The organism is Nisaea sp. (assembly GCF_040217065.1).
Classification (GTDB): Bacteria; Pseudomonadota; Alphaproteobacteria; order Thalassobaculales; family Thalassobaculaceae; genus Nisaea.
Map to the genome: position 1 here is coordinate 373100 of NZ_JAVJNX010000004.1, position 17512 is coordinate 390611.

The following is a 17512-nucleotide window of genomic DNA, read 5'->3' on the forward strand; positions in this document are numbered from 1 at the left end:
AGTCCCTATTCGATCCAACAAACTCTAAGGACCAATCGCGTGGAAGCTATCGATCTGCTCCTCACCCGCCGTTCCGTCGTCGTCAAGGACATGGTCGGGCCGGGCCCCGATGCGAGCGAGCTGGAGAAAATCCTCACCGCCGGCATCCGGGTTCCGGATCACGGCAAGATCGGCCCCTGGCGCATCCAGGTGCTGCACGAAACCGGTCAGGCCGCGCTCGGTGCCGTCTTCGCCAGCCGCTTTGCCGAGATCTGGGGTGCGGACGCCACCGAGAACATGATCGCCTTCGAGCGGGAGCGGCCAGGCCGGGCACCGGTTCTTCTGGTCGTCACCGCCAACCTGCATCCTGATCACAAGGTGCCGCTGATCGAGCAGCAGATGTCCGGTGGCGCGCTTTGCATGAACCTGCTGAACGCGGCCCATGCCCTTGGTTATGTCGCCCAGTGGCTGACCGAATGGCCGGCTTTCGACTCTGGCGTGAAGAAGGCCCTCGGCCATTCCGCCGAGACCGAGATCATCGGCTTCGTCTATATCGGCAGCGCCGCCAATCCACCGTCGGAACGTAAACGCCCGGATCTGGAGACCGTCGTCTCAGAATGGACGGGCGCGTGAGCGGACTGACCATACGGTCGGCAACACAGGCGGATATTCCCCGTGTCGCGGAGATTTACTGCGCGGCACGGCTGCTTGCCTATGACGGCCTGGTTCCGGAAGCGGACCTGGTCGCCAGCGCCGCGCCGGACCGTCCGAAATGGCGCGAGTTGCTGGAAGACGACGGCGTGACCTTTCTCATCGGCGAACGGGATGGCATCATCGTCGCGATGGCCATCCTGGAAGGCGCCAAGCTGGAATCCCTGCATGTCGACCCAAGCCTGCATGGCGGCGGCATCGGCAAGGCCCTCCTTGCCCATTGCCGCAGGCTGGCCGGCCCCGGCATGGAGCTTTATTGCCTGGCCGGGAATGACCGGGCGGTCGGCTTCTACGAGAAGGCCGGCATGCGCCGGACCGGCGCCGTGGACCAGACGATCTACGGCGCCCGCTACGACGCGCTGCGTTTCGCCTACGACGATTGATCCGTGCTTTTCAGCGCGCGGGCCATGACTTCGATATGGGCGGCACCGATTCCGCAGCAGCCGCCGATGATCGAGGCCCCCATGCCGCGCCATTTCAGGGCCCACGCCAGATAGGCCGGCGGATCGAGATCCTTGCGCATTTCGCTCAACCCGTCATTCGCGGCCAGTCCGCTTGCCGGTTTGCCGAAAGCGTTCGCATAGACGCCGGTCCGGATCGATAGCGGCAGGGCGGCGCGGGCTTCACGCAGGGCGCCATCCATCACTTCCGGCACACTGCAGTTGAACAGCACCGCCTCCGCACCGCAGCGCGCCGCCGCGGCCGCCGCATCGCGGACAGCCTCGCCGGAGCGCAGCCTCGGTGCATCTGACAGATCACCGTCATCATCCAGCGTATAGGCGACCCAGAGCGGTTTCGGCGCTGACGCCGTTGCCTCTGCCGCCGCCGCCATTTCGGCGATGCTGCTGGTCGTCTCGATCAGCCAGAGATCGACAAAAGAGGCGAGCCCGCCGACAAATTCCGCCAGCAGGGCCGGTGCCCGCTCCGCATCGAAATCCCCCGGCTGGTAGGAACCGAACAGCGGCGGGATGCAGCCGGCAACCCGCACGCCTGGATATTTATCCGCCGCTGAACGGGCCAGCGTCCCGGACAATTCGATCAGCCGCCTTCCGTCACTGGCGAAACGCTCTTCGCCGATATGGAACGGGACGACGGCATAGCTGTTCGTGGTGATCACCTCGGCTCCGGCCTTGATGAATTCGATATGCGCCTGCTCGACGATTTCCGGTGTTTCCATCAGGGCCAGCGCGGACCATTCAGGCTGCCGGAACGGCGCGCCGAGGCGTTCGAGCTCGCGGGAGAAACCGCCATCCAGAATAGTCAGGTCATACTGCATGCACTGGTCCTTCCCTCATTATGTCATGGCCGGGTATTCCACCATGATTTCGCAGAAATTCTGCGACACGGCTGTTATCTTCAGAAGCCCCTTGCCCGTCATTGACAAGATGCTTACCACTCGACCGCCATATGCTTTTCCACTGGGAGGAACAATGAAAAAGATCACAACATTGCTGCGTGCCGGCGTGCTTGGCGCAGCCCTGACAGCCCCGCTGCTTTTCACCGCCGATGCCGGTGCCGAAACCCGCGTGACCTACAAGTCCGCGAAATCAACCTCGTCCTACTACCAGATGGCCGTTCAGGTCGCCGAAGCGGTGAAGAAATCCACCGGCGGCGCCATGGTGCTGACCGTCGAGGAAAGCCAGGGCTCGGTCCAGAACGTCAAGGAAAGCGCCCGCCGTCCGGGCAATTATGTTTTCACCACGCCGCCGGTACTGGTGAAGCTGGCCATGGCCAACAAGGGCAAGTTCGAGGACGGCACGGATTACACATCCATCCGCGCCCTGTTCCCGATCCCGTCCCTGACCATGCATTACGTCGTTCGCGGCGATAGCGGCGTGGAGACGTTCGCCGATCTCGACGGCAAGAGCTTCATCATCGGCAAGGGAAGCTTCGGCGCCAGCGAGGCCGCCAAGAACTTTACGCTGTTCGGTCTCGACGGCAAGGTGAAGCTGGTCGATGCCGAGCTGAACGCTGCGGTTCCCGCCCTGAAGAACCGCCAGGTCGACGGCTTTGCCACCGCAGGCTCCTACCCGGCGCCGAACGTGATCGAGGCCGCCGCGGGCGCCGAGGTCCGGCTGCTCTCCATGTCCGACGAGCAGATCAAGGCAACCAAGCGCACCAAACTGGTGATCCCGGCCGGAACATATCCGGGCATCGATAAAGACGTGAACACCACCTCCCTGCCGGTCGTCGCCTACACCACGACGAAGATGAGCGACGATGACGCCTACACGCTGACCAAGGCCTATTGGGACGCCAAGGGGTCCATGGGAAAATCCGCCAAATGGTGGGACGGCGTGAAGCCGGAAATGCTGGCCAATGTGATCGGCAAGCTGCATCCGGGCGCGGCCCGCTACTATGCGGAAGCCGGCGTCGCCATTCCCGACGCCATCAAGTAAGCCACACCACACCCAGCGGGAGACGGATCGCCGTCTCCCGCGCCTGCCCCACCCCGATACGCGACCGAGAGTGCACCGATGCTCCCTTCCGCCAATGACCGGGCCGTGCCATTCACTGGCGCGGCAGCACTCGTCGCCCTGCTTGCCTTCGGGTCCGTCGCGTTCCATGTCACGCTGATCTTCACCGGCCTGCTGCCGAACCTGGTCGTGCGCCCGGTCCATCTGGCACTGGCCCTGCCCTGGATTTTCGTCATCGGAGCGGGCGGCTCTCTCGTCTCCAGGATTTCGGGCTGGCTGCTGGCGGTCGCCGGTATCGCCATCTGCCTCTATATCGCGTGGCAGGTCGATGCGCTCGGGGACCAGTACGGCTATACCGAAGGCTGGCTGCAGCGCGCCGGCGGCATCCTGATCCTCCTGATCGTGCTGGAGATGGCCCGCCGGGCCGTGAAGCTGGCCCTCCCGGCATTCGCCGTCATAGCCCTGCTATACGGTCTCTTCGGCGAGCATCTGCCGGGCGAGTTCGGCCATCCAGGCCTGCCGTTCGACAGCCTGCTCGGCACCCTGGTCATTGCCGAGGGCGGGATCTGGGGGCCGCTCACCGGTGTCTCCGTCAATGTCGTTGCCGTCTTCATCGTGCTCGGCGCCCTGGTCGGCGCGGGGCATGGCGGCACCGGTTTCATGAATGTCGCCACCCGGCTGGCCGGACGGCTGAAGGGCGGGGCCGCCAAGGTCTCCGTGCTCGCCTCGGCCCTGTTCGGCTCGATCAGCGGCTCGGCATCGGCCAATGTCGCCTCCACCGGCGCCTTCACCATTCCGACCATGCGCCGTCTCGGCTATCCGGCGCCGCTCGCCGCCGCCGTCGAGGCCGTCGCCTCCTCGGGCGGGCAGATCATGCCACCGCTGATGGGCGCGGGCGCCTTCGTCATGGTGGAGCTGCTGGCGACCACCTACGACACCATCGTCGCCGCCGCGATCCTGCCCGCCATCCTGTTCTTCGCCGCTGTCTGGTTCGGCATCGACTGGTTCGCCGCCCGCGACGGTCTGAGGGCGATGGATGCCTCCGAGATCCCGGACCGGCGCGCCGTGCTGCGCACACTGCCCTTCTTCGTCATCCCGTTCGGCGCCCTGCTGGCCGTTTTGTTCGGCACCGGCTACACGCCGCAATATGCCGCCGGTGTGGCGATCTTCGCCGCCGCGGCCATGCTGCCGCTGAACCCGGACGGTTTCGCCGGGTTGAAAGCCACCTGGGGCCGTCTCTCCAGCGCAGCAATCGACGCCGCCCGGCAGATCGCCATGATCGCCTCGATCATCCTCTGCGCCGGGATCATTGTCGGCGTGCTGAACATGACCGGGCTCGGCGTCAAGGTGACCTCGGCCATCCTGGCCTTCTCCGGTGGCCAGCTCTGGGCCGCCCTGCTGCTGACCGCGCTGGCCTGCCTGATCCTCGGCATGGAAGTGCCGACGACCGCCGCCTATGTAATCTGCATTTCCGTCGCGGGCCCGGCATTGCAGGAACTCGGCCTGCCGCCGCTGACGGCGCATCTCTTCGTCTTCTGGTACGCCCTGCTCTCGACCATCACACCGCCGGTCTGCGGCACGGTCTTTATCGCCGCCGGGATGGCCGACGCACCCTGGCTGAAGGTCGCGGGTAACGCCATGCGGCTTGGTATCGGCCTTTATATCGTGCCGCTGGGCATGGTGGCGAACCCGTCCCTGATCGCGCTCACCGACACGCCGCTTCTGGCGCTGGCTGCCTTCGTCAAGCTCGGCGCCGGGCTGGCCCTGACAAGCTGGAGCCTCGTCAATGCCGCATCCGGCCTGCGCGCCATCGCGGCCTTTGCTGCCGGGCTGGCACTGGTGTTCGTGCTCGGCTTCTGATGTAGTCTCGTCCCCGTACCCTCAAACGGAGTCTTTCCATGCCGTCCATCGTCGTCAAATCCAGCATCTACGGAGACATGTTCGGCACCACCGACATGCGCGGCCTGTTCGAGGACGACACCATGCTCGGGCTCTATCTCGACGTGGAAACGGCGCTGGCCCGGGCACAGGCGAAGCTTGGCCTGATTCCGGAAGAGGCGGCGAAGGCGATCACCGACGCCGCCGACATCGACAAGATCGACATGGACACGCTGTCCGCCCGCACCCAGATCGTGGGCTACCCGATCCTGCCGCTTGTCGAGCAGCTTTCGGGCTGGGCGCCGGACGGGCTCGGGCAATTCTGTCACTGGGGGGCGACCACCCAGGACATCATGGACACCGCCGACGTGCTGCAGATCCGCGCCGGTCTCGATATCGTCGAGGAATATCTGGAACGGATCGCCACCGCGCTGGCCAAGCTCGCTGAAGAACATGCCGACACCCCGATGGCGGGCCGCACCCACCTGCAGCACGCCCTGCCGGTCAGCTTTGGCTTCAAGGCCGCGACCTGGCTGTCCGCCATCGACCGGCACCGCACCCGCCTTGCCGAGCTGCGCGGCCGGGTCGAGGTCGTGCAGTTTTCCGGCGCCGCCGGCACCCTCGCCTCACTCTCAGGCAATGGCCTCGCGACGCAAGCGGCGCTGGCAGAGGAACTCGGCCTCGCCGTGCCGGACATCACCTGGCACACCATCCGCGACGGCTTCGCAGAGGTCACCGGCTTCCTCGCCCTCGTCTCCGCCAGCATCGGCAAAATCGGCTATGACATCATGCTGATGATGCAAACCGAAACCGGCGAAGTGCTGGAGCCCTACGTTGCCGGGCGCGGCGCCTCTTCGACCATGCCGCAGAAGCGCAACCCGATCTCGTCAGAGATGATGCTGGCTGCGGCCAAGATCGTACGCGAGCAGCACAGCGCCATGCTTGACGCGATGGTGCAGGATCATGAGCGCGCCACCGGCCAGTGGCATGTCGAATGGCACGCCCTGCCCACCGCCTTCATCGTCGCCTCCGGCGGCCTCGCGGCGGCGGCGGAAGTGCTCGAGGGGCTGGAAGTCCGGCCCGACGCCATGCGCCAGGTGCTCGACACCACAAAGGGCCTGATCGTCGCCGAGGCGGTGATGATGGGGCTGGCCCCGCATATCGGCCGGCAGGTGGCCCATGACGTGGTCTATGATTGCTGCCGCAAGGCGCTCTCCGGCGAGGCGACGTTCCTCGACGCGCTGATGGCCGAGCCGCAGATCTCCGGTGCCCTCGACCGGGACAGCGTCGAGGCCCTGACCAGGCCGGAGAATTATCTCGGCGAAGCGCCCGAGATGGTCCGCCGGCTCTTGCTGAAGCGGCGCACCTGACTCTCAGGCATTCTCGAACCGGTTCCGGCCGGTCCGGTCCTCGCCCCGCATCAGGAACACCTTCTGGCCCGACTGGTCGCGGATCTTCTGGCTCTCAGACTTGCGCTTTGCCAGCTCGCGGTCGAACAGGCTCGTCGTCGGCATGAAACGCATGGTCATGCCACGGCGCGGCTTGTCCGAATGGTTCGCTTCCGATCCATGCAGCAGATAGACGTCGTGCAGGGAGATCTGGCCGGGTTTCAGCACCAGATCGACCGCCGCACACTCGTCATAGGCAGAGGGATCGAGTTCCTGGTTCAGGGTCACATCCGTCGCCTCGGTGCGGTTGTGGGCCTTGAGACGCTGGTCCTTGTGTGAGCCGCGGATGAATTTCAGGCAGCCATTCTCCTTTGTCGCCTCGTCCACGGCGAGCCAGACGGTGCAGGTCGCGAGCGGCCGGATCGGCCAGTATTCGCCATCCTGGTGCCATGGCGTCCGTTTGCCCCCATGCGCCGGCTTGGCGAAGAAGCTCATGTTCCAGAGCGCGATATCCGGCCCGATGAGCTGGCCGACCATGTCGAGGATCTCGGGCCTCTCGGCGAATTTCCTGAAAGCCGGCTCATAATCAAGAAGAGCGGAGCAATAGTCCCCGAATTCCGGATGCCGCTGCAGCAAAGCCGCATGCAGCGCCCTGATCTCCTCCAGCGCCTCCGCACCGAGACGGAAATCCGGGATGACATAGCCGTCCTCGTGATACCGGGCGGCCTGATCGGAACTCAGCATTTCTTTCTCCCGTTCCGTTTTCCCGACAGCCTAGCGCCGCCCGTTCCCTTTGTCCCGCCGGGCCGCGATGCTCTTGTCCTGAAGGGCGGAATCGTGGAGACTCAGGCAAAACAAATGGGGAAACGGGGCATGTCGGAAAATCGGGCAGAAGCGCTGCGCGCGCGCCTTGAGGCGATCAAGGTGGTACCGGTGATCCGGACGCCGAGTGCAGACCTTGCGATCCGGGCCTGCGAGTGGCTGCTGGATGCGGGCATGCAGGCCCTTGAGCTGACCTTCACCACACCGGATGCGCACCGCGTCATCGAGACTTTTGCCCGGACAGCTCCCGACGCGCTGATCGGGGCCGGTACCGTGCGCACCCCGGCGCAGGCCATCGCGGCCGCCGGGGCCGGTGCCCGGTTCCTTGTCTCCCCCGGGGCGGCGCCCGGCGTCGCGGAAGCGGCGGCGGCGGCGGGTCTGCCCTACCTGCCCGGCGCGGCGACACCGAGCGAGGTTGAAGCGCGCTGGGCCGCCGGCGCGGCCATCGTGAAGATCTTCCCGGCCCGGGAATGCGGCGGCCCCGGCTTCCTGAAGGCCATCAAATCGGTCTATCCGGAGATCCCCCTGATGCCGACCGGCGGCGTTTCGCCGGAAACGGCGAAAGCCTATCTGGATGCCGGCGCCCTCTGCCTCGGCATGGGCGGCGAACTCGTCTCCGTCCCGGCCCTGAAGGCCAACGATCCGGGACCGGTCCGGGAAGCCGTGGCCCGGGCTTTCGCCGCGGTGAATTCATGACCGGTTTTCCGGACCTGCTCTGCCTCGGCGAGCCGATGCTGGAGTTCAACCAGCAGCCGGACGGGCGCTATCTCGCCGGGCATGGTGGCGACACCTCGAACGCCGCCGTCGCGGCGGCCCGGCAGGGCGCCTCGGTCGGCTACCTGACCCGGATCGGGCGGGACACGTTCGGCGACAGCTTCATGACGCTCTGGGCGGAAGAAGGCATCGACACGCGCGGCGTCGACGTCACGGATGACGGCCATACCGGCCTCTACTTCGTCAGCCACGGCCCGGACGGGCACCGGTTCAGCTATCACCGTGCCGGATCGGCAGCGAGCCGGATGACACCAGCCTTTCTCTCCGGCGACATGATCCGCGCCTCGAAGGTGCTGCATATTTCCGGCATCAGTCTGGCCATTTCCGAGAGCGCGGCGGACACCGCCTTCGCGGCCATCGCGGTTGCCCGGGAGGCTGGGGTGAAAATCTCCTTCGATCCGAATCTCCGGCTCAAGCTCTGGCCGCTGGACCGGGCCCGCGCCGTAATCCATGCCGCCATGGCGGCAACGGATATCGCCTTGCCCGGCCTGGACGATGCCGTGCTCCTGACCGGCAAGAGCGATCCCGACGCGATCGCCGACTTCTACCTCGCGCTTGGCGCGGATACCGTCGCGCTGACCCTCGGCGACGCGGGCTGTCTCGTCGCCACGCCCGCCGACCGGCGCCGGATCCCCGGGCATACCACGGAGGCCAGGGACGCGACCGGGGCCGGCGACACCTTCGACGGCAGCTTTCTCGCCGAATATCTCCGGAGCGGCGATCCTTTCGCGGCAGGGCGCTATGCGAACATGGCAGCCGCACTGTCGACCCGCGGCTTCGGCGCTGTCGGACCGATGCCGCGACGGACCGAGGTCGAGGCGGCGCTGAACAGCAATCCCTAGCCTGTCCGGCAGCGCGCACTTTTCCTCCCGCCCCGGCTGACTCATACTGCGGCAGCGGGACGAGACCGCTCCCTGCAAACAGGCACCGCCACGCGACCAGATTGACCGCATGCAACTTGATCATTCAATCCTTGATAGGGTCTTCGGGCGCGGCGCGACGGACAATGCTCCCGGCAGACCGGCGACATTGTCGCGCGGACAATGTCTGCTGGTACTGGTTCTTGCGGGTGCGGCCTTTCTGACCGGCTATTTCTTCGGCAGCCCCCAGGACGCCCTGCTTTCCGCCGTCGTCGCCCTGACCGGCGGCTATATGGCCCTCAATATCGGCGCCAACGACGTCGCCAACTCGGTTGCTCCGATCGTCGGCGCACGCGTCCTGCCCCTGGGCGCCGCCCTGCTGCTTGCCGCCGTGGCCGAGACAGCCGGGGCCCTGTTTGCCAGCGAGCATGTCGCCGGGCGGATCGCCTACAGGATCGTCGATCAGAACGCGGTGCAGGATCCTGTGCAATTCGTCCACGGCATGCTCGCGGCCCTCGCCGGCGCCGCCCTCTGGATCAATGCCGCGAATTTCGTCCGGGTCCCCATTTCAACCACCCACTCGATTGTCGGCGGCATCGTCGGCGTGGCTGTCTTCGCCATCGGTACCGGGCCCGTGATCTGGCCGGAAATATCCCTGATCACGCTCGGCTGGTTCCTCTCCCCGGTAATCAGTGCCGCCGCCGCCATCCTGATTCTCGCCTTCATCAAGGCCGAGCTGCTGGACGTGCAGGACAAGCTGCGGGCCGCGCGCACCTGGATCCCGCTCCTGATCGCGGCCATGGCGACGCTGTTCACGCTCTATCTGATCTCAAAAGGCCTTGCCAATGTCTGGGCGCCGCAGACGCCGGTTCTGGTCACCACAACACTCGCTGCATTCATCGCCGCGCTGGTCCTGTCGGGCCCCTATATCCGCCGCGCCTCGATCGGGCTGGCAAACAAGGGCCAGTCCGTTCGGTCCCTGTTCCGGCTGCCGTTGATCGCGGCCGGCGGATTTCTCGCCTTCTCGCACGGCGCCAACGACATCGCCAACATCGTCGGCCCGGTCACGGCGATCCTGCATGTGCAGGAGACGGCAGATCTCGACCTTTCTTTCACCATCCCGATCTGGATCCTTCTGCTTGGCGCGCTCGGATTGGCTTGCGGCGTGTTGTTTTTCAGCACCGGCATGGTGCGGGTCGTGGCCACGCGGATCACCAAGATCAATCCGATCCGGGCCTATGCGATCGCCATGGCCACGGCGTCGACGGTCTCCGCCGCCTCCTGGATCGGCCTGCCGGTCAGCACCACCCAGATTGCCGTCGGTGCCATCTTCGGGATCGGCATCTATCGCGAGTTCCGGACCCGCCGCGACCAGGAGAAACGGGTGATCGAGAGGGGTGCGAAACGGAAGAAGCAGCGGATGCTGATCCGGCGCGACGACGCCATCCGCATTCTCGCCGTCTGGGCCGTCACCTTTCCTGCCGCCGGTCTGATCTCCGCCACCCTGTTCTGGGTCTTTAATCGGTTTCTGTGACGGCTTCCGTGACGGCACGCAACTTGTCCGCCGGGCCGTTTCGCGGGACCATCGTGCCTGGCGACTTTCCGCCGCGCGTCCCGGAGTCCAAAACATGCTGCCCAAGATTCTGCTGATCGGCCATCTCTATCATCCGGACGGCGAGGCCCATCTGGCCGCCCGTTCCGATCTGACGATCCTTCCCGCTCCAAGCCGAGAGGAGCTTCTGGAAAGCGCCAGAACCGCGCAGGCGATCAGCCCGCGCTATCCGAACCTGGCCGACGCAGAGGTGATCGACGCAGCGGAGGATCTGGTGATCATCCACACCTCGGGACGCGGCACCGACGCGGTCGACGTTGAGGCCGCGACCCGGCGCGGCGTCATCGTCTGCAACAATCCCGGTTTTGGCCGGATTCCCGTTTCCGAGCACGCGCTGTTCATGCTGCTCGGTCTCTCCAGGCACGGCCGGGAGCATGACGCGATCATGCGCGCCGGACGCGGCTGGGAAGACCGGCTGCAGAAGCACAACATCATCCGCGACCTGCAGGACGGTGTGCTCGGCATCGTCGGGCTCGGTCAGATCGGCAGCGAGATGGCGCGGAAATGCAGTGCCGCCTTCAACATGACCGTGCTGGCCTACGATCCCCATGTCAGCCCGGAACATGCCGCGAGCGTCGGCGCCACGCTCTGCCCGACGCTGGAAGAGCTGCTGGGCAAGGCCGACTATGTCTCCGTGCATGCCGAGCTGAACGACGAGACCCGGCATATGTTCAACGAGCAGACGCTGCGGCAGATGCAGCCCCATGCCTGCCTGGTAAACACGGCGCGCGGCAAGATCGTCTCCCAGGATGCCCTGCACCGGGCACTGACGGAAGGCTGGATCCGTGCCGCCGCGCTCGATGTCTATGAGGTCGAGCCTGTCGGGCCGGACAATCCGCTGCTGGCGCTCGACAACCTGCTGCTGTCCCCGCATGTCGGCGGGCTGACGGAAAGCTTCATGTCGGGCAGCGCCATGGCGGTGGCGACGAAGATGCTGCAGGCGCTGTCCGGCGAGCCGCCCGAGGCCATTGTCAATCCCGAGGCCTGGGAGCCGGCGAAACAGCGCGCCATGCGGTTGCTCTCCGGCGGCTGACGCGGACAGCATCACTCGGCCGGCTGTTCCTCTGCCTCGGCGACGTCGGGAATGGCGCGGGCCTGGCCCAGTTCGTCCTCCAGCTTGCTGGCCGCATTGGCCCGGGCCGAGGACAGGCCGGCCAGCACCACATAGAGCACCGGCGTCAGATACAGGGTGAAGGCCGCCGCCAGGCCGAGGCCGCCGAACACGACCCAGCCGATGGCGCTGCGCGCCTCGGCGCCGGGACCGGTGCTGAGGATCAGCGGCAGGCCGCCGAGGATGGTCGATACCATGGTCATGGCGATCGGCCGCAGACGGACCTGCGCCGCCCGTTCCGCCGCCTGCCGCACGCCGAATCCGCGGTCGCGCAGCTGGTCGGCAAACTCGACCACGAGGATCCCGTTCTTCGCCATCAACCCGATCATCATGACCAACCCGATCTGGCTGTAGATATTCACCGAGGTGCCGGTCAGCAGCAGGGCATAGACCGCGGCGGCAATCCCGAAGGGCACCGTCAGCACGACGATGGCGGCGCTGGTCACGCTTTCGAACTGGGCGACCAGCACCAGGAAGACGACGACGATGGCGATGGCGTAGGTGATCGCGACCTCGTGCGAGGTCTCCTGCAGTGCCTCGGCCTCGCCGAGCAGGATCAGGGTGACATCGTCCGGCAGGATCTCGTCGGCCAGCGCCTGGATATCGGCGATGGCGTCGCCGAGCGGCATGCCCGGCTTCAGATCCGCGTCGATTTCCACCGCCCGGCGCTGCGCGTGCCGGTCGAGTTCCGCCGCAACCCCCTCTTCCTTGAGGGTGACCAGGCTCGACATCGGGATCAGCTGGCCGCTGGCGGTACGCACATAGAGGTTGGTCAGGTCTGTCGGATCGTCGATCGCCCCGCCGATGGCCTCCAGCCGGATCGGGATGGATTCGTCGCGGACATTGAGATCGGCGACCTTCAGCCCGTCGATATTGACCTGCAGCACGTCCGCCAGATCGTCCAGATCGACCCCGAGATCCGAGGCCCGCCGGCGGTCGATATTGACCGAGAGCTGCGGCTGGGTCGGCTGGTAGGAGATCCGGACGTCGGAGAGATCCGGCAGCCGGTCCTCGATCGCCCGCGCCATCTGCTTGGCGACCTCGTAGAGCCGGAGATAATCGTTGCCGACCAGCGCCACCTCGACGCCGCTGCCGGCGGAGCGCAGGTTGAGGCTGTTCGGACTGTAGACCCGCATGCGCATGCCCGGGATGGCGTTCAGCTTGCGCCGGATCTCCGCGATGATCTCCTGCTGGGACCGGGCCCGTTCACCCCAGGGCGCGAGCGGCGCGGAGATATAGACCCGGTTCAAATCCCAGCGTCCGACCACAGTGTAGATCGAGCTGATCTCGCCGCTTTCCTCGTAGGGCCGCAGCACCGCCTCCATCAGGTCGGCCTGCTTGTTGCTGTATTCCAGGCCGACGCCGTCCGGACCGGTACCCATGATGTAGATCCGGCCGCGATCCTCCGACGGCAGCAGTTCCTGGTCCAGCATGGTGAAGGTGACCCAGGCCCCCGCGCCGAGCGCAATCGAGGCGGCGATGACGACGATGGGCACCGCCAGCACGGCGCGCAGCGTGGCGCCGTAGAGATCGGCCAGCCGATTGCCGATCCGGCCCAGCACCGTGCGCAGGCCGAGACGATCCTCCCCCCGGTCCGCCAGCCGCGCCGACAGGGCCGGCACCAGGGTCAGGGCGACGAAGGAGGAGATCATCACCGCGATGGCCAGCACGAAGCCGAACTCGCGGAACAGCCGTCCCGCCGTGCTCGGCAGGAAGGAAATCGGCACGAAGACGGAGATCAGCGTGGCCGTGGTGGCGATGACCGCAAAGAAGACCTGGCGGGAGCCGAGCACGGCGGCGGCCCGTCCGCCCAGCCCCTGCGCGCGCCGGCGCTGGATGTTCTCCAGCACGACGATGCTGTCGTCGACGATCAGGCCGGTGGCCAGGACCAGCGCCAGCAGGGTCAGGATGTTGATGGAGAAGCCGAAGGCCCAGATCGCGGCGACCGAGCCGATCAGCGCGACGGGAATGGAGATGCAGGGGATCAGGGTGGCCGCCGGTGAGCCGAGGAAAACCCAGAGCGTGACGATGACGATCAGGACCGCCAGCAGCAGGCTGAACAGCACCTCGGAGACCGAGCCCTCGATGAACAGCGCGTCGTCGGAAGTGACCATCACCTCGATCCGCTCGAATCGCCGGTTCAGGCTGGACACCGCCTTGTGCACGTTCTCCGAAATCTCGATGGTATTGGACTGCGCCTGCCGGATGATGCCGAGGCCGATCACTTCCTCGCCATTGACCCGGACCAGGCTTTCCGGATCCTCGGGTCCGAAGAAGACCTGCGCCACGTCGCCGATCCGGACGGCGCCGCGGATGATGATGTCCTCGACTTCCTTGGCCGACTCCACCGTGGCGTTCGCCCGCACCAGCAGTTCCTGGTCCAGAGAGGCGAAACTGCCGGCAGGAATGTCGAACGGAGCGTTTTCCAGCGCACCGATGATATCGGCGACCGAAAACGCGAAGGCGCTGAGCCGCATCGGGTCGAGCACCACGCGCAGTTGCCGCGCCCGGTCGCCATAAAGCGTCACGTCGGCGACGCCCTCGATCGAGATCAGTTCCGGGATGATGTCGGTCTCGACGATATGGGTCAGGTCGTCCTCGGTCAGCCCGAGTCCGAACACGGCAAGCTGCATGATCGGACTGGCATCGGCATCGGCCTTGATCACCGTCAGCTGCTCGACATTTTCCGGCAGGTCCCGCTCGACCCGGCTGACCGCTTCGCGAATGTCCGCGGCGGCGATGTCCAGGTCAGCCGACGGGCTGAATTCCGCATGCAGCCGGAAATTGTTCTCCTCGCTGGAAGAGCGGATGCGCTGGACGCCGTTGACCCGCGCCACCGCGCCCTCGACCAGACCGGTGACCTCACTGTCCATGGTTTCCGGCGAAGCGCCGTCGAGAATGCCGCGGACAGACACGATGGGCCTGTCCACGTTCGGCAACTCGCGGACTTCCACCGCCATGATCGCGGCCACACCGGCAAGCGCGATCAGAAGATTGAGGACCAGCGCCAGCCAGGGACGGCGGACACTGAGGGACGGGAGATCGTTCTCCGAGGCACCGCCGCCGGTCGTCATGACGTGGTCGCGTCCTGCTGCGCCTTGATCGGCGCCGGCTCCAGGCCGCTGCCCTTTAGAATCTCGACCTTGGCGCCCTCGCGCAAGCGATGCAGCCCCTGGGTCACCACCTTGTCGTCCGCGGCGAGAGCCGCATCGACCAGGACCGTCGCCCCCTGCCGCTGCACGATGGAGACCGGCAGGCGTCGGGCAACACCGTCCGAAACGGCCCAGACGAAGGACCCGTCGCCGCCCCACTGGATGGCCACTTCGGGGACGCTGGCGCGGGTCTCGCCCTCGACGTCCAGCGTCACCCGGAAACTCATCCCGGGACGCAGCAGATCGTCCGGGTTGGGAATGCGCGCGCGCACGACAAAGGTTCGTGTCGCCTCGTCAACGCGGCTGCCGATATCGTAGATTTCACCGCCGCCGATCGGAGAGCGGTCACCGGTCCAGAGCGCCAGCGTGACCGCATCGCCGACCACGATCCGGCCGAGCAGTCCCTCGGGCACCTCGAAACGGACTAGCAGGCTGGAACGGTCGTCGAGGGTGGCGATCTCCGTGCCGGTATCGACCCGGTCCCCGATATCGACCTCGGTGATGCCGATGCGCCCGTCGAACGGCGCCAGCAAGAACCTGTCATCTAGGGCGACCTGCGCCCGTTCCAGTTCAATCTGGGCGGCATCGAGTGCCGTGACCGCGTCGTCCAAGGACGTCTGTGTCGATGCCCCGCTCCGGCGCAGTTTTTCCAACCGGTCGGCGGCCCGCCGGGCGGCCTCCAGCCGGACCCGGGCAAGATCAACCGCCAGAGTCTCGGCCTTGCGGTCGAGTTCGAGCAGGACCTGTCCCTTCGCTGCCTTCGCATCTGCAGCAAGCGTCGTGGCGATAACCCGGCCGTCGGCACTCGGATGCAGCCGGGCCGACTGGTAGGCCCGGGCGGTGCCGACCGCCTCGGTCCGGAGCCGTTCCCTGACGAAGGCCACATCGGCGACGACGACGGATGTGTCGCGGGCCTTGCCCCTCCCTGCCTGGCCGCCGGCCTCTTCCTTGATGCCGAGGCGCGGCCCGAAATAGGTCCAGCCGCCCACCATCAGAGCCGCAATAAAGAACACCACAAGCAGCTGTCGGGTCACACTCATCGGGAACGTCCAAAACTGTGCTCCGGAGCATCCGGTCCGGCATTAAGGAAGTGTAGTGCAGTGCGGCAAAATGTCTATCGTATACAATATCGGAACGCAGCCGTTTCCGCCGCCAAACCCGAGCGCTTTCGGCCCGCCTGCCGGCTCCCGGTGCGGCGGCAGGCACGCCGAAGAAAGTCTCCTATTCCGGCCGCGGCTGAAGCGGCGGCTGCACGTCGTCGGGGATCGGGCACCGGTACGGCGTCTTTGCCGTGCGGGCGGCGTGATCGGCCTTCGCGGCCGCCAGCAAATCCGCGTCCCGCACCAGATCGACCGCGGTTCCCGCCATCGCCTTGGCCGCATAGATCATGCCCTTGTGCGCGGCCGGCGCCTTGCCCTGCGCCGTGACCTGCCAGGAATGGCCCGGCGTGCCGATGGCGTGGGTGGCGACCCGGGCCTCGATGGTCGGCACCGCCCAGCTGACGTCGGACACGTCCGTCGATCCGGGCATCGAGACGCCCTGGGCGTCGAACGGCACGATGAAGTCGCACAGCGGCGTGTTCTCCCGCGCCTCGACACCGGCCTTGCGATATTCGCTGCCGATATCTTCGGGCGTCAGGGTCGCCTGGATTTCGGCGGCATATTTCCGGTCATCGGCATCGAAGGGAACCGGGCCGAGGCGCTGCATGTTCTCGTACATGGTCCGGCGCATCGGCTCGTTGTCCAGCATGTTCGACACGGCGCTGACGATCTGGGCGGTCACCTTCGTTTCCGTCATCAGGGCGGCGCCCTCGGCGATCTTCTTCACCCGCTCGACAAGCGGCAGCATGGTGGCAAGATCTCCGGCCCGCACGGCATGGCGCACCTTGGCAAAGCCCTGCACCACGTTCGGCGCCACGCCACCGGCATCCAGCATGGCGTAATGGATACGGGCATCCGGCGGCATGTGCTCGCGCATGTAGTTGACGCCCACATTCATGAGCTCGACGGCATCCAGCGCACTGCGGCCGAGATGCGGCGCCGAGCTGGCATGGCTGCTGCGTCCGGTGAAGGAGAAATCGATCCGGGTATTGGCAAGAGAATTCGCCTTCTGCACCTTGGTCACCCCGGCCGGATGCCAGGTCACGGCGGCATCGACATCGTCAAAGGCACCGGCCCGGACCATGAAGGCCTTCGCGGCGCCGCCCTCTTCGGCGGGGCAGCCGTAATAGCGGACCCGGCCCGGCGTGCCGGTCTTCTCCAGCCAGTCCTTCAGGCCGGCGGCGGCCAGCATGGCGGCGGAACCGAGCAGATTGTGCCCGCATCCGTGGCCATGCCCGCCGGGTTCGACTTCCTGCGGCTCGGCGATATTGGCGACCTGGCTGAGACCCGGAAGCGCATCGTACTCGCCCATGATGGCAATCACCGGACCGCCCTCACCGGCCTCGCCCATCACGGCGGTCGGAATGCCGGCAACATTCTCGGTCACCCGGAAGCCCTGCTGTTCCAGCATCTTCCGGTGCTCCTCGACCGAGCGGTATTCGGTGTAGCAGATCTCGGGCATGCCCCAGATCCGGTCCGCAAGATTGATAAATTCCGCACGGTGGCCGTCGATCAGATCCCAGATCAGTTCGGCATTCGACATGGCGTTCTCTCCTGGACGCGTGTTCTCGACCGAATGCAGGCCCGGAAAGGCAGGAAGTCTCAGAGACAGGCGGTGCAATGGGTCACTTGGAAGGACCGAAACGATGCGCTCCGACCGCAGGCGGGTCAAGTGCGGGACACGAACCGCAGCCTGTCTCAAAGGGAC

14 protein-coding genes are annotated in these 17512 nt (G+C 66.2%); 9 read left to right on the plus strand and 5 right to left on the minus strand.

The features are described from left to right. The first annotated feature begins 39 nt into the window (after window positions 1-39). Both RH950_RS03250 and RH950_RS03255 read left to right on the plus strand, forming a co-directional pair. Window positions 40-612 carry a nitroreductase family protein gene (locus RH950_RS03250; RefSeq protein WP_350053653.1) on the plus strand — a complete coding sequence of 191 codons (573 nt, stop codon included), beginning with the start codon at window positions 40-42 and terminating at the stop codon, window positions 610-612. Beyond that, window positions 609-1073, plus strand: coding sequence for a GNAT family N-acetyltransferase (locus RH950_RS03255; RefSeq protein WP_350053655.1), 465 nt, complete (start codon window positions 609-611; stop codon window positions 1071-1073). Before RH950_RS03250 ends, RH950_RS03255 begins: the two co-directional genes overlap by 4 nt. Here the strand turns inward: RH950_RS03255 and RH950_RS03260 are convergent. Beyond that, window positions 1061-1966 (minus strand): homocysteine S-methyltransferase family protein, encoded by a 906-nt coding sequence (locus tag RH950_RS03260; protein WP_350053657.1) that lies wholly within the window; start codon window positions 1964-1966, stop codon window positions 1061-1063. The two genes, RH950_RS03255 and RH950_RS03260, sit on opposite strands and share 13 nt — an antisense overlap. A 154-nt stretch (window positions 1967-2120) precedes the next feature. Between RH950_RS03260 and RH950_RS03265 the strand changes: the two genes are divergently transcribed. The 3 genes from RH950_RS03265 to RH950_RS03275 all read left to right on the plus strand — a co-directional run bounded on the left by RH950_RS03265 (window position 2121) and on the right by RH950_RS03275 (window position 6355). Then, a complete protein-coding gene (locus RH950_RS03265; protein WP_350053659.1) occupies window positions 2121-3089 on the plus strand; it encodes a TAXI family TRAP transporter solute-binding subunit in 969 nt (322 codons plus the stop codon). 78 nt (window positions 3090-3167) lie between these two features. After that, on the plus strand, window positions 3168-4967 hold the full coding sequence (locus RH950_RS03270; protein ID WP_350053661.1) for a TRAP transporter permease: 1800 nt from the start codon (window positions 3168-3170) through the stop codon (window positions 4965-4967). A 38-nt stretch (window positions 4968-5005) separates the two neighbouring features. Next, on the plus strand, window positions 5006-6355 hold the full coding sequence (locus tag RH950_RS03275; RefSeq protein WP_350053663.1) for a class-II fumarase/aspartase family protein: 1350 nt from the start codon (window positions 5006-5008) through the stop codon (window positions 6353-6355). A 3-nt stretch (window positions 6356-6358) separates the two neighbouring features. Here RH950_RS03275 and RH950_RS03280 read toward each other — a convergent pair whose 3' ends face one another. Then, window positions 6359-7117 (minus strand): phytanoyl-CoA dioxygenase family protein, encoded by a 759-nt coding sequence (locus RH950_RS03280; protein WP_350053665.1) that lies wholly within the window; start codon window positions 7115-7117, stop codon window positions 6359-6361. 129 nt (window positions 7118-7246) lie between these two features. On the opposite strand from RH950_RS03280, the gene RH950_RS03285 reads away from it, so the two are divergent. From RH950_RS03285 to RH950_RS03300, 4 genes are all read left to right on the plus strand, one after another. Next, window positions 7247-7891, plus strand: coding sequence for a bifunctional 4-hydroxy-2-oxoglutarate aldolase/2-dehydro-3-deoxy-phosphogluconate aldolase (locus tag RH950_RS03285; protein ID WP_350053667.1), 645 nt, complete (start codon window positions 7247-7249; stop codon window positions 7889-7891). Then, entirely contained in the window at window positions 7888-8811 is a 924-nt protein-coding gene (locus RH950_RS03290; protein WP_350053669.1) for a sugar kinase, read from the plus strand. The genes RH950_RS03285 and RH950_RS03290 overlap by 4 nt, the downstream gene beginning before the upstream one ends. A 109-nt stretch (window positions 8812-8920) precedes the next feature. Beyond that, entirely contained in the window at window positions 8921-10363 is a 1443-nt protein-coding gene (locus RH950_RS03295) for an inorganic phosphate transporter (RefSeq protein ID WP_350053671.1), read from the plus strand. Window positions 10364-10457: 94 nt separating this feature from the next. Continuing rightward, on the plus strand, window positions 10458-11474 hold the full coding sequence (locus RH950_RS03300) for an NAD(P)-dependent oxidoreductase (RefSeq protein ID WP_350053673.1): 1017 nt from the start codon (window positions 10458-10460) through the stop codon (window positions 11472-11474). An 11-nt stretch (window positions 11475-11485) separates the two neighbouring features. Here the strand turns inward: RH950_RS03300 and RH950_RS03305 are convergent, their stop codons facing one another. From RH950_RS03305 to RH950_RS03315, 3 genes are all read right to left on the minus strand, one after another. Beyond that, entirely contained in the window at window positions 11486-14626 is a 3141-nt protein-coding gene (locus RH950_RS03305) for an efflux RND transporter permease subunit (protein ID WP_350053675.1), read from the minus strand. Beyond that, on the minus strand, window positions 14623-15744 hold the full coding sequence (locus RH950_RS03310; RefSeq protein WP_350053677.1) for an efflux RND transporter periplasmic adaptor subunit: 1122 nt from the start codon (window positions 15742-15744) through the stop codon (window positions 14623-14625). The genes RH950_RS03305 and RH950_RS03310 overlap by 4 nt, the downstream gene beginning before the upstream one ends. A 181-nt stretch (window positions 15745-15925) precedes the next feature. Next, a complete protein-coding gene (locus RH950_RS03315) occupies window positions 15926-17347 on the minus strand; it encodes a M20 family metallopeptidase (protein WP_350053679.1) in 1422 nt (473 codons plus the stop codon). Window positions 17348-17512 lie beyond the last annotated feature (165 nt).

What these genes read in the sequence shown, in the direction of transcription:
- RH950_RS03305 (WP_350053675.1), bottom strand. Translation starts at nt 14,626, where the DNA reads ATGACGACCGGCGGCGGTGCCTCGGAGAACGATCTCCCGTCCCTCAGT.
- RH950_RS03300 (WP_350053673.1), top strand. Translation starts at nt 10,458, where the DNA reads ATGCTGCCCAAGATTCTGCTGATCGGCCATCTCTATCATCCGGACGGC.
- RH950_RS03290 (WP_350053669.1), top strand. Translation starts at nt 7,888, where the DNA reads ATGACCGGTTTTCCGGACCTGCTCTGCCTCGGCGAGCCGATGCTGGAG.
- RH950_RS03285 (WP_350053667.1), top strand. Translation starts at nt 7,247, where the DNA reads ATGTCGGAAAATCGGGCAGAAGCGCTGCGCGCGCGCCTTGAGGCGATC.
- RH950_RS03260 (WP_350053657.1), bottom strand. Translation starts at nt 1,966, where the DNA reads ATGCAGTATGACCTGACTATTCTGGATGGCGGTTTCTCCCGCGAGCTC.
- RH950_RS03315 (WP_350053679.1), bottom strand. Translation starts at nt 17,347, where the DNA reads ATGTCGAATGCCGAACTGATCTGGGATCTGATCGACGGCCACCGTGCG.
- RH950_RS03280 (WP_350053665.1), bottom strand. Translation starts at nt 7,117, where the DNA reads ATGCTGAGTTCCGATCAGGCCGCCCGGTATCACGAGGACGGCTATGTC.
- RH950_RS03265 (WP_350053659.1), top strand. Translation starts at nt 2,121, where the DNA reads ATGAAAAAGATCACAACATTGCTGCGTGCCGGCGTGCTTGGCGCAGCC.
- RH950_RS03270 (WP_350053661.1), top strand. Translation starts at nt 3,168, where the DNA reads ATGCTCCCTTCCGCCAATGACCGGGCCGTGCCATTCACTGGCGCGGCA.
- RH950_RS03275 (WP_350053663.1), top strand. Translation starts at nt 5,006, where the DNA reads ATGCCGTCCATCGTCGTCAAATCCAGCATCTACGGAGACATGTTCGGC.
- RH950_RS03295 (WP_350053671.1), top strand. Translation starts at nt 8,921, where the DNA reads ATGCAACTTGATCATTCAATCCTTGATAGGGTCTTCGGGCGCGGCGCG.
- RH950_RS03310 (WP_350053677.1), bottom strand. Translation starts at nt 15,744, where the DNA reads ATGAGTGTGACCCGACAGCTGCTTGTGGTGTTCTTTATTGCGGCTCTG.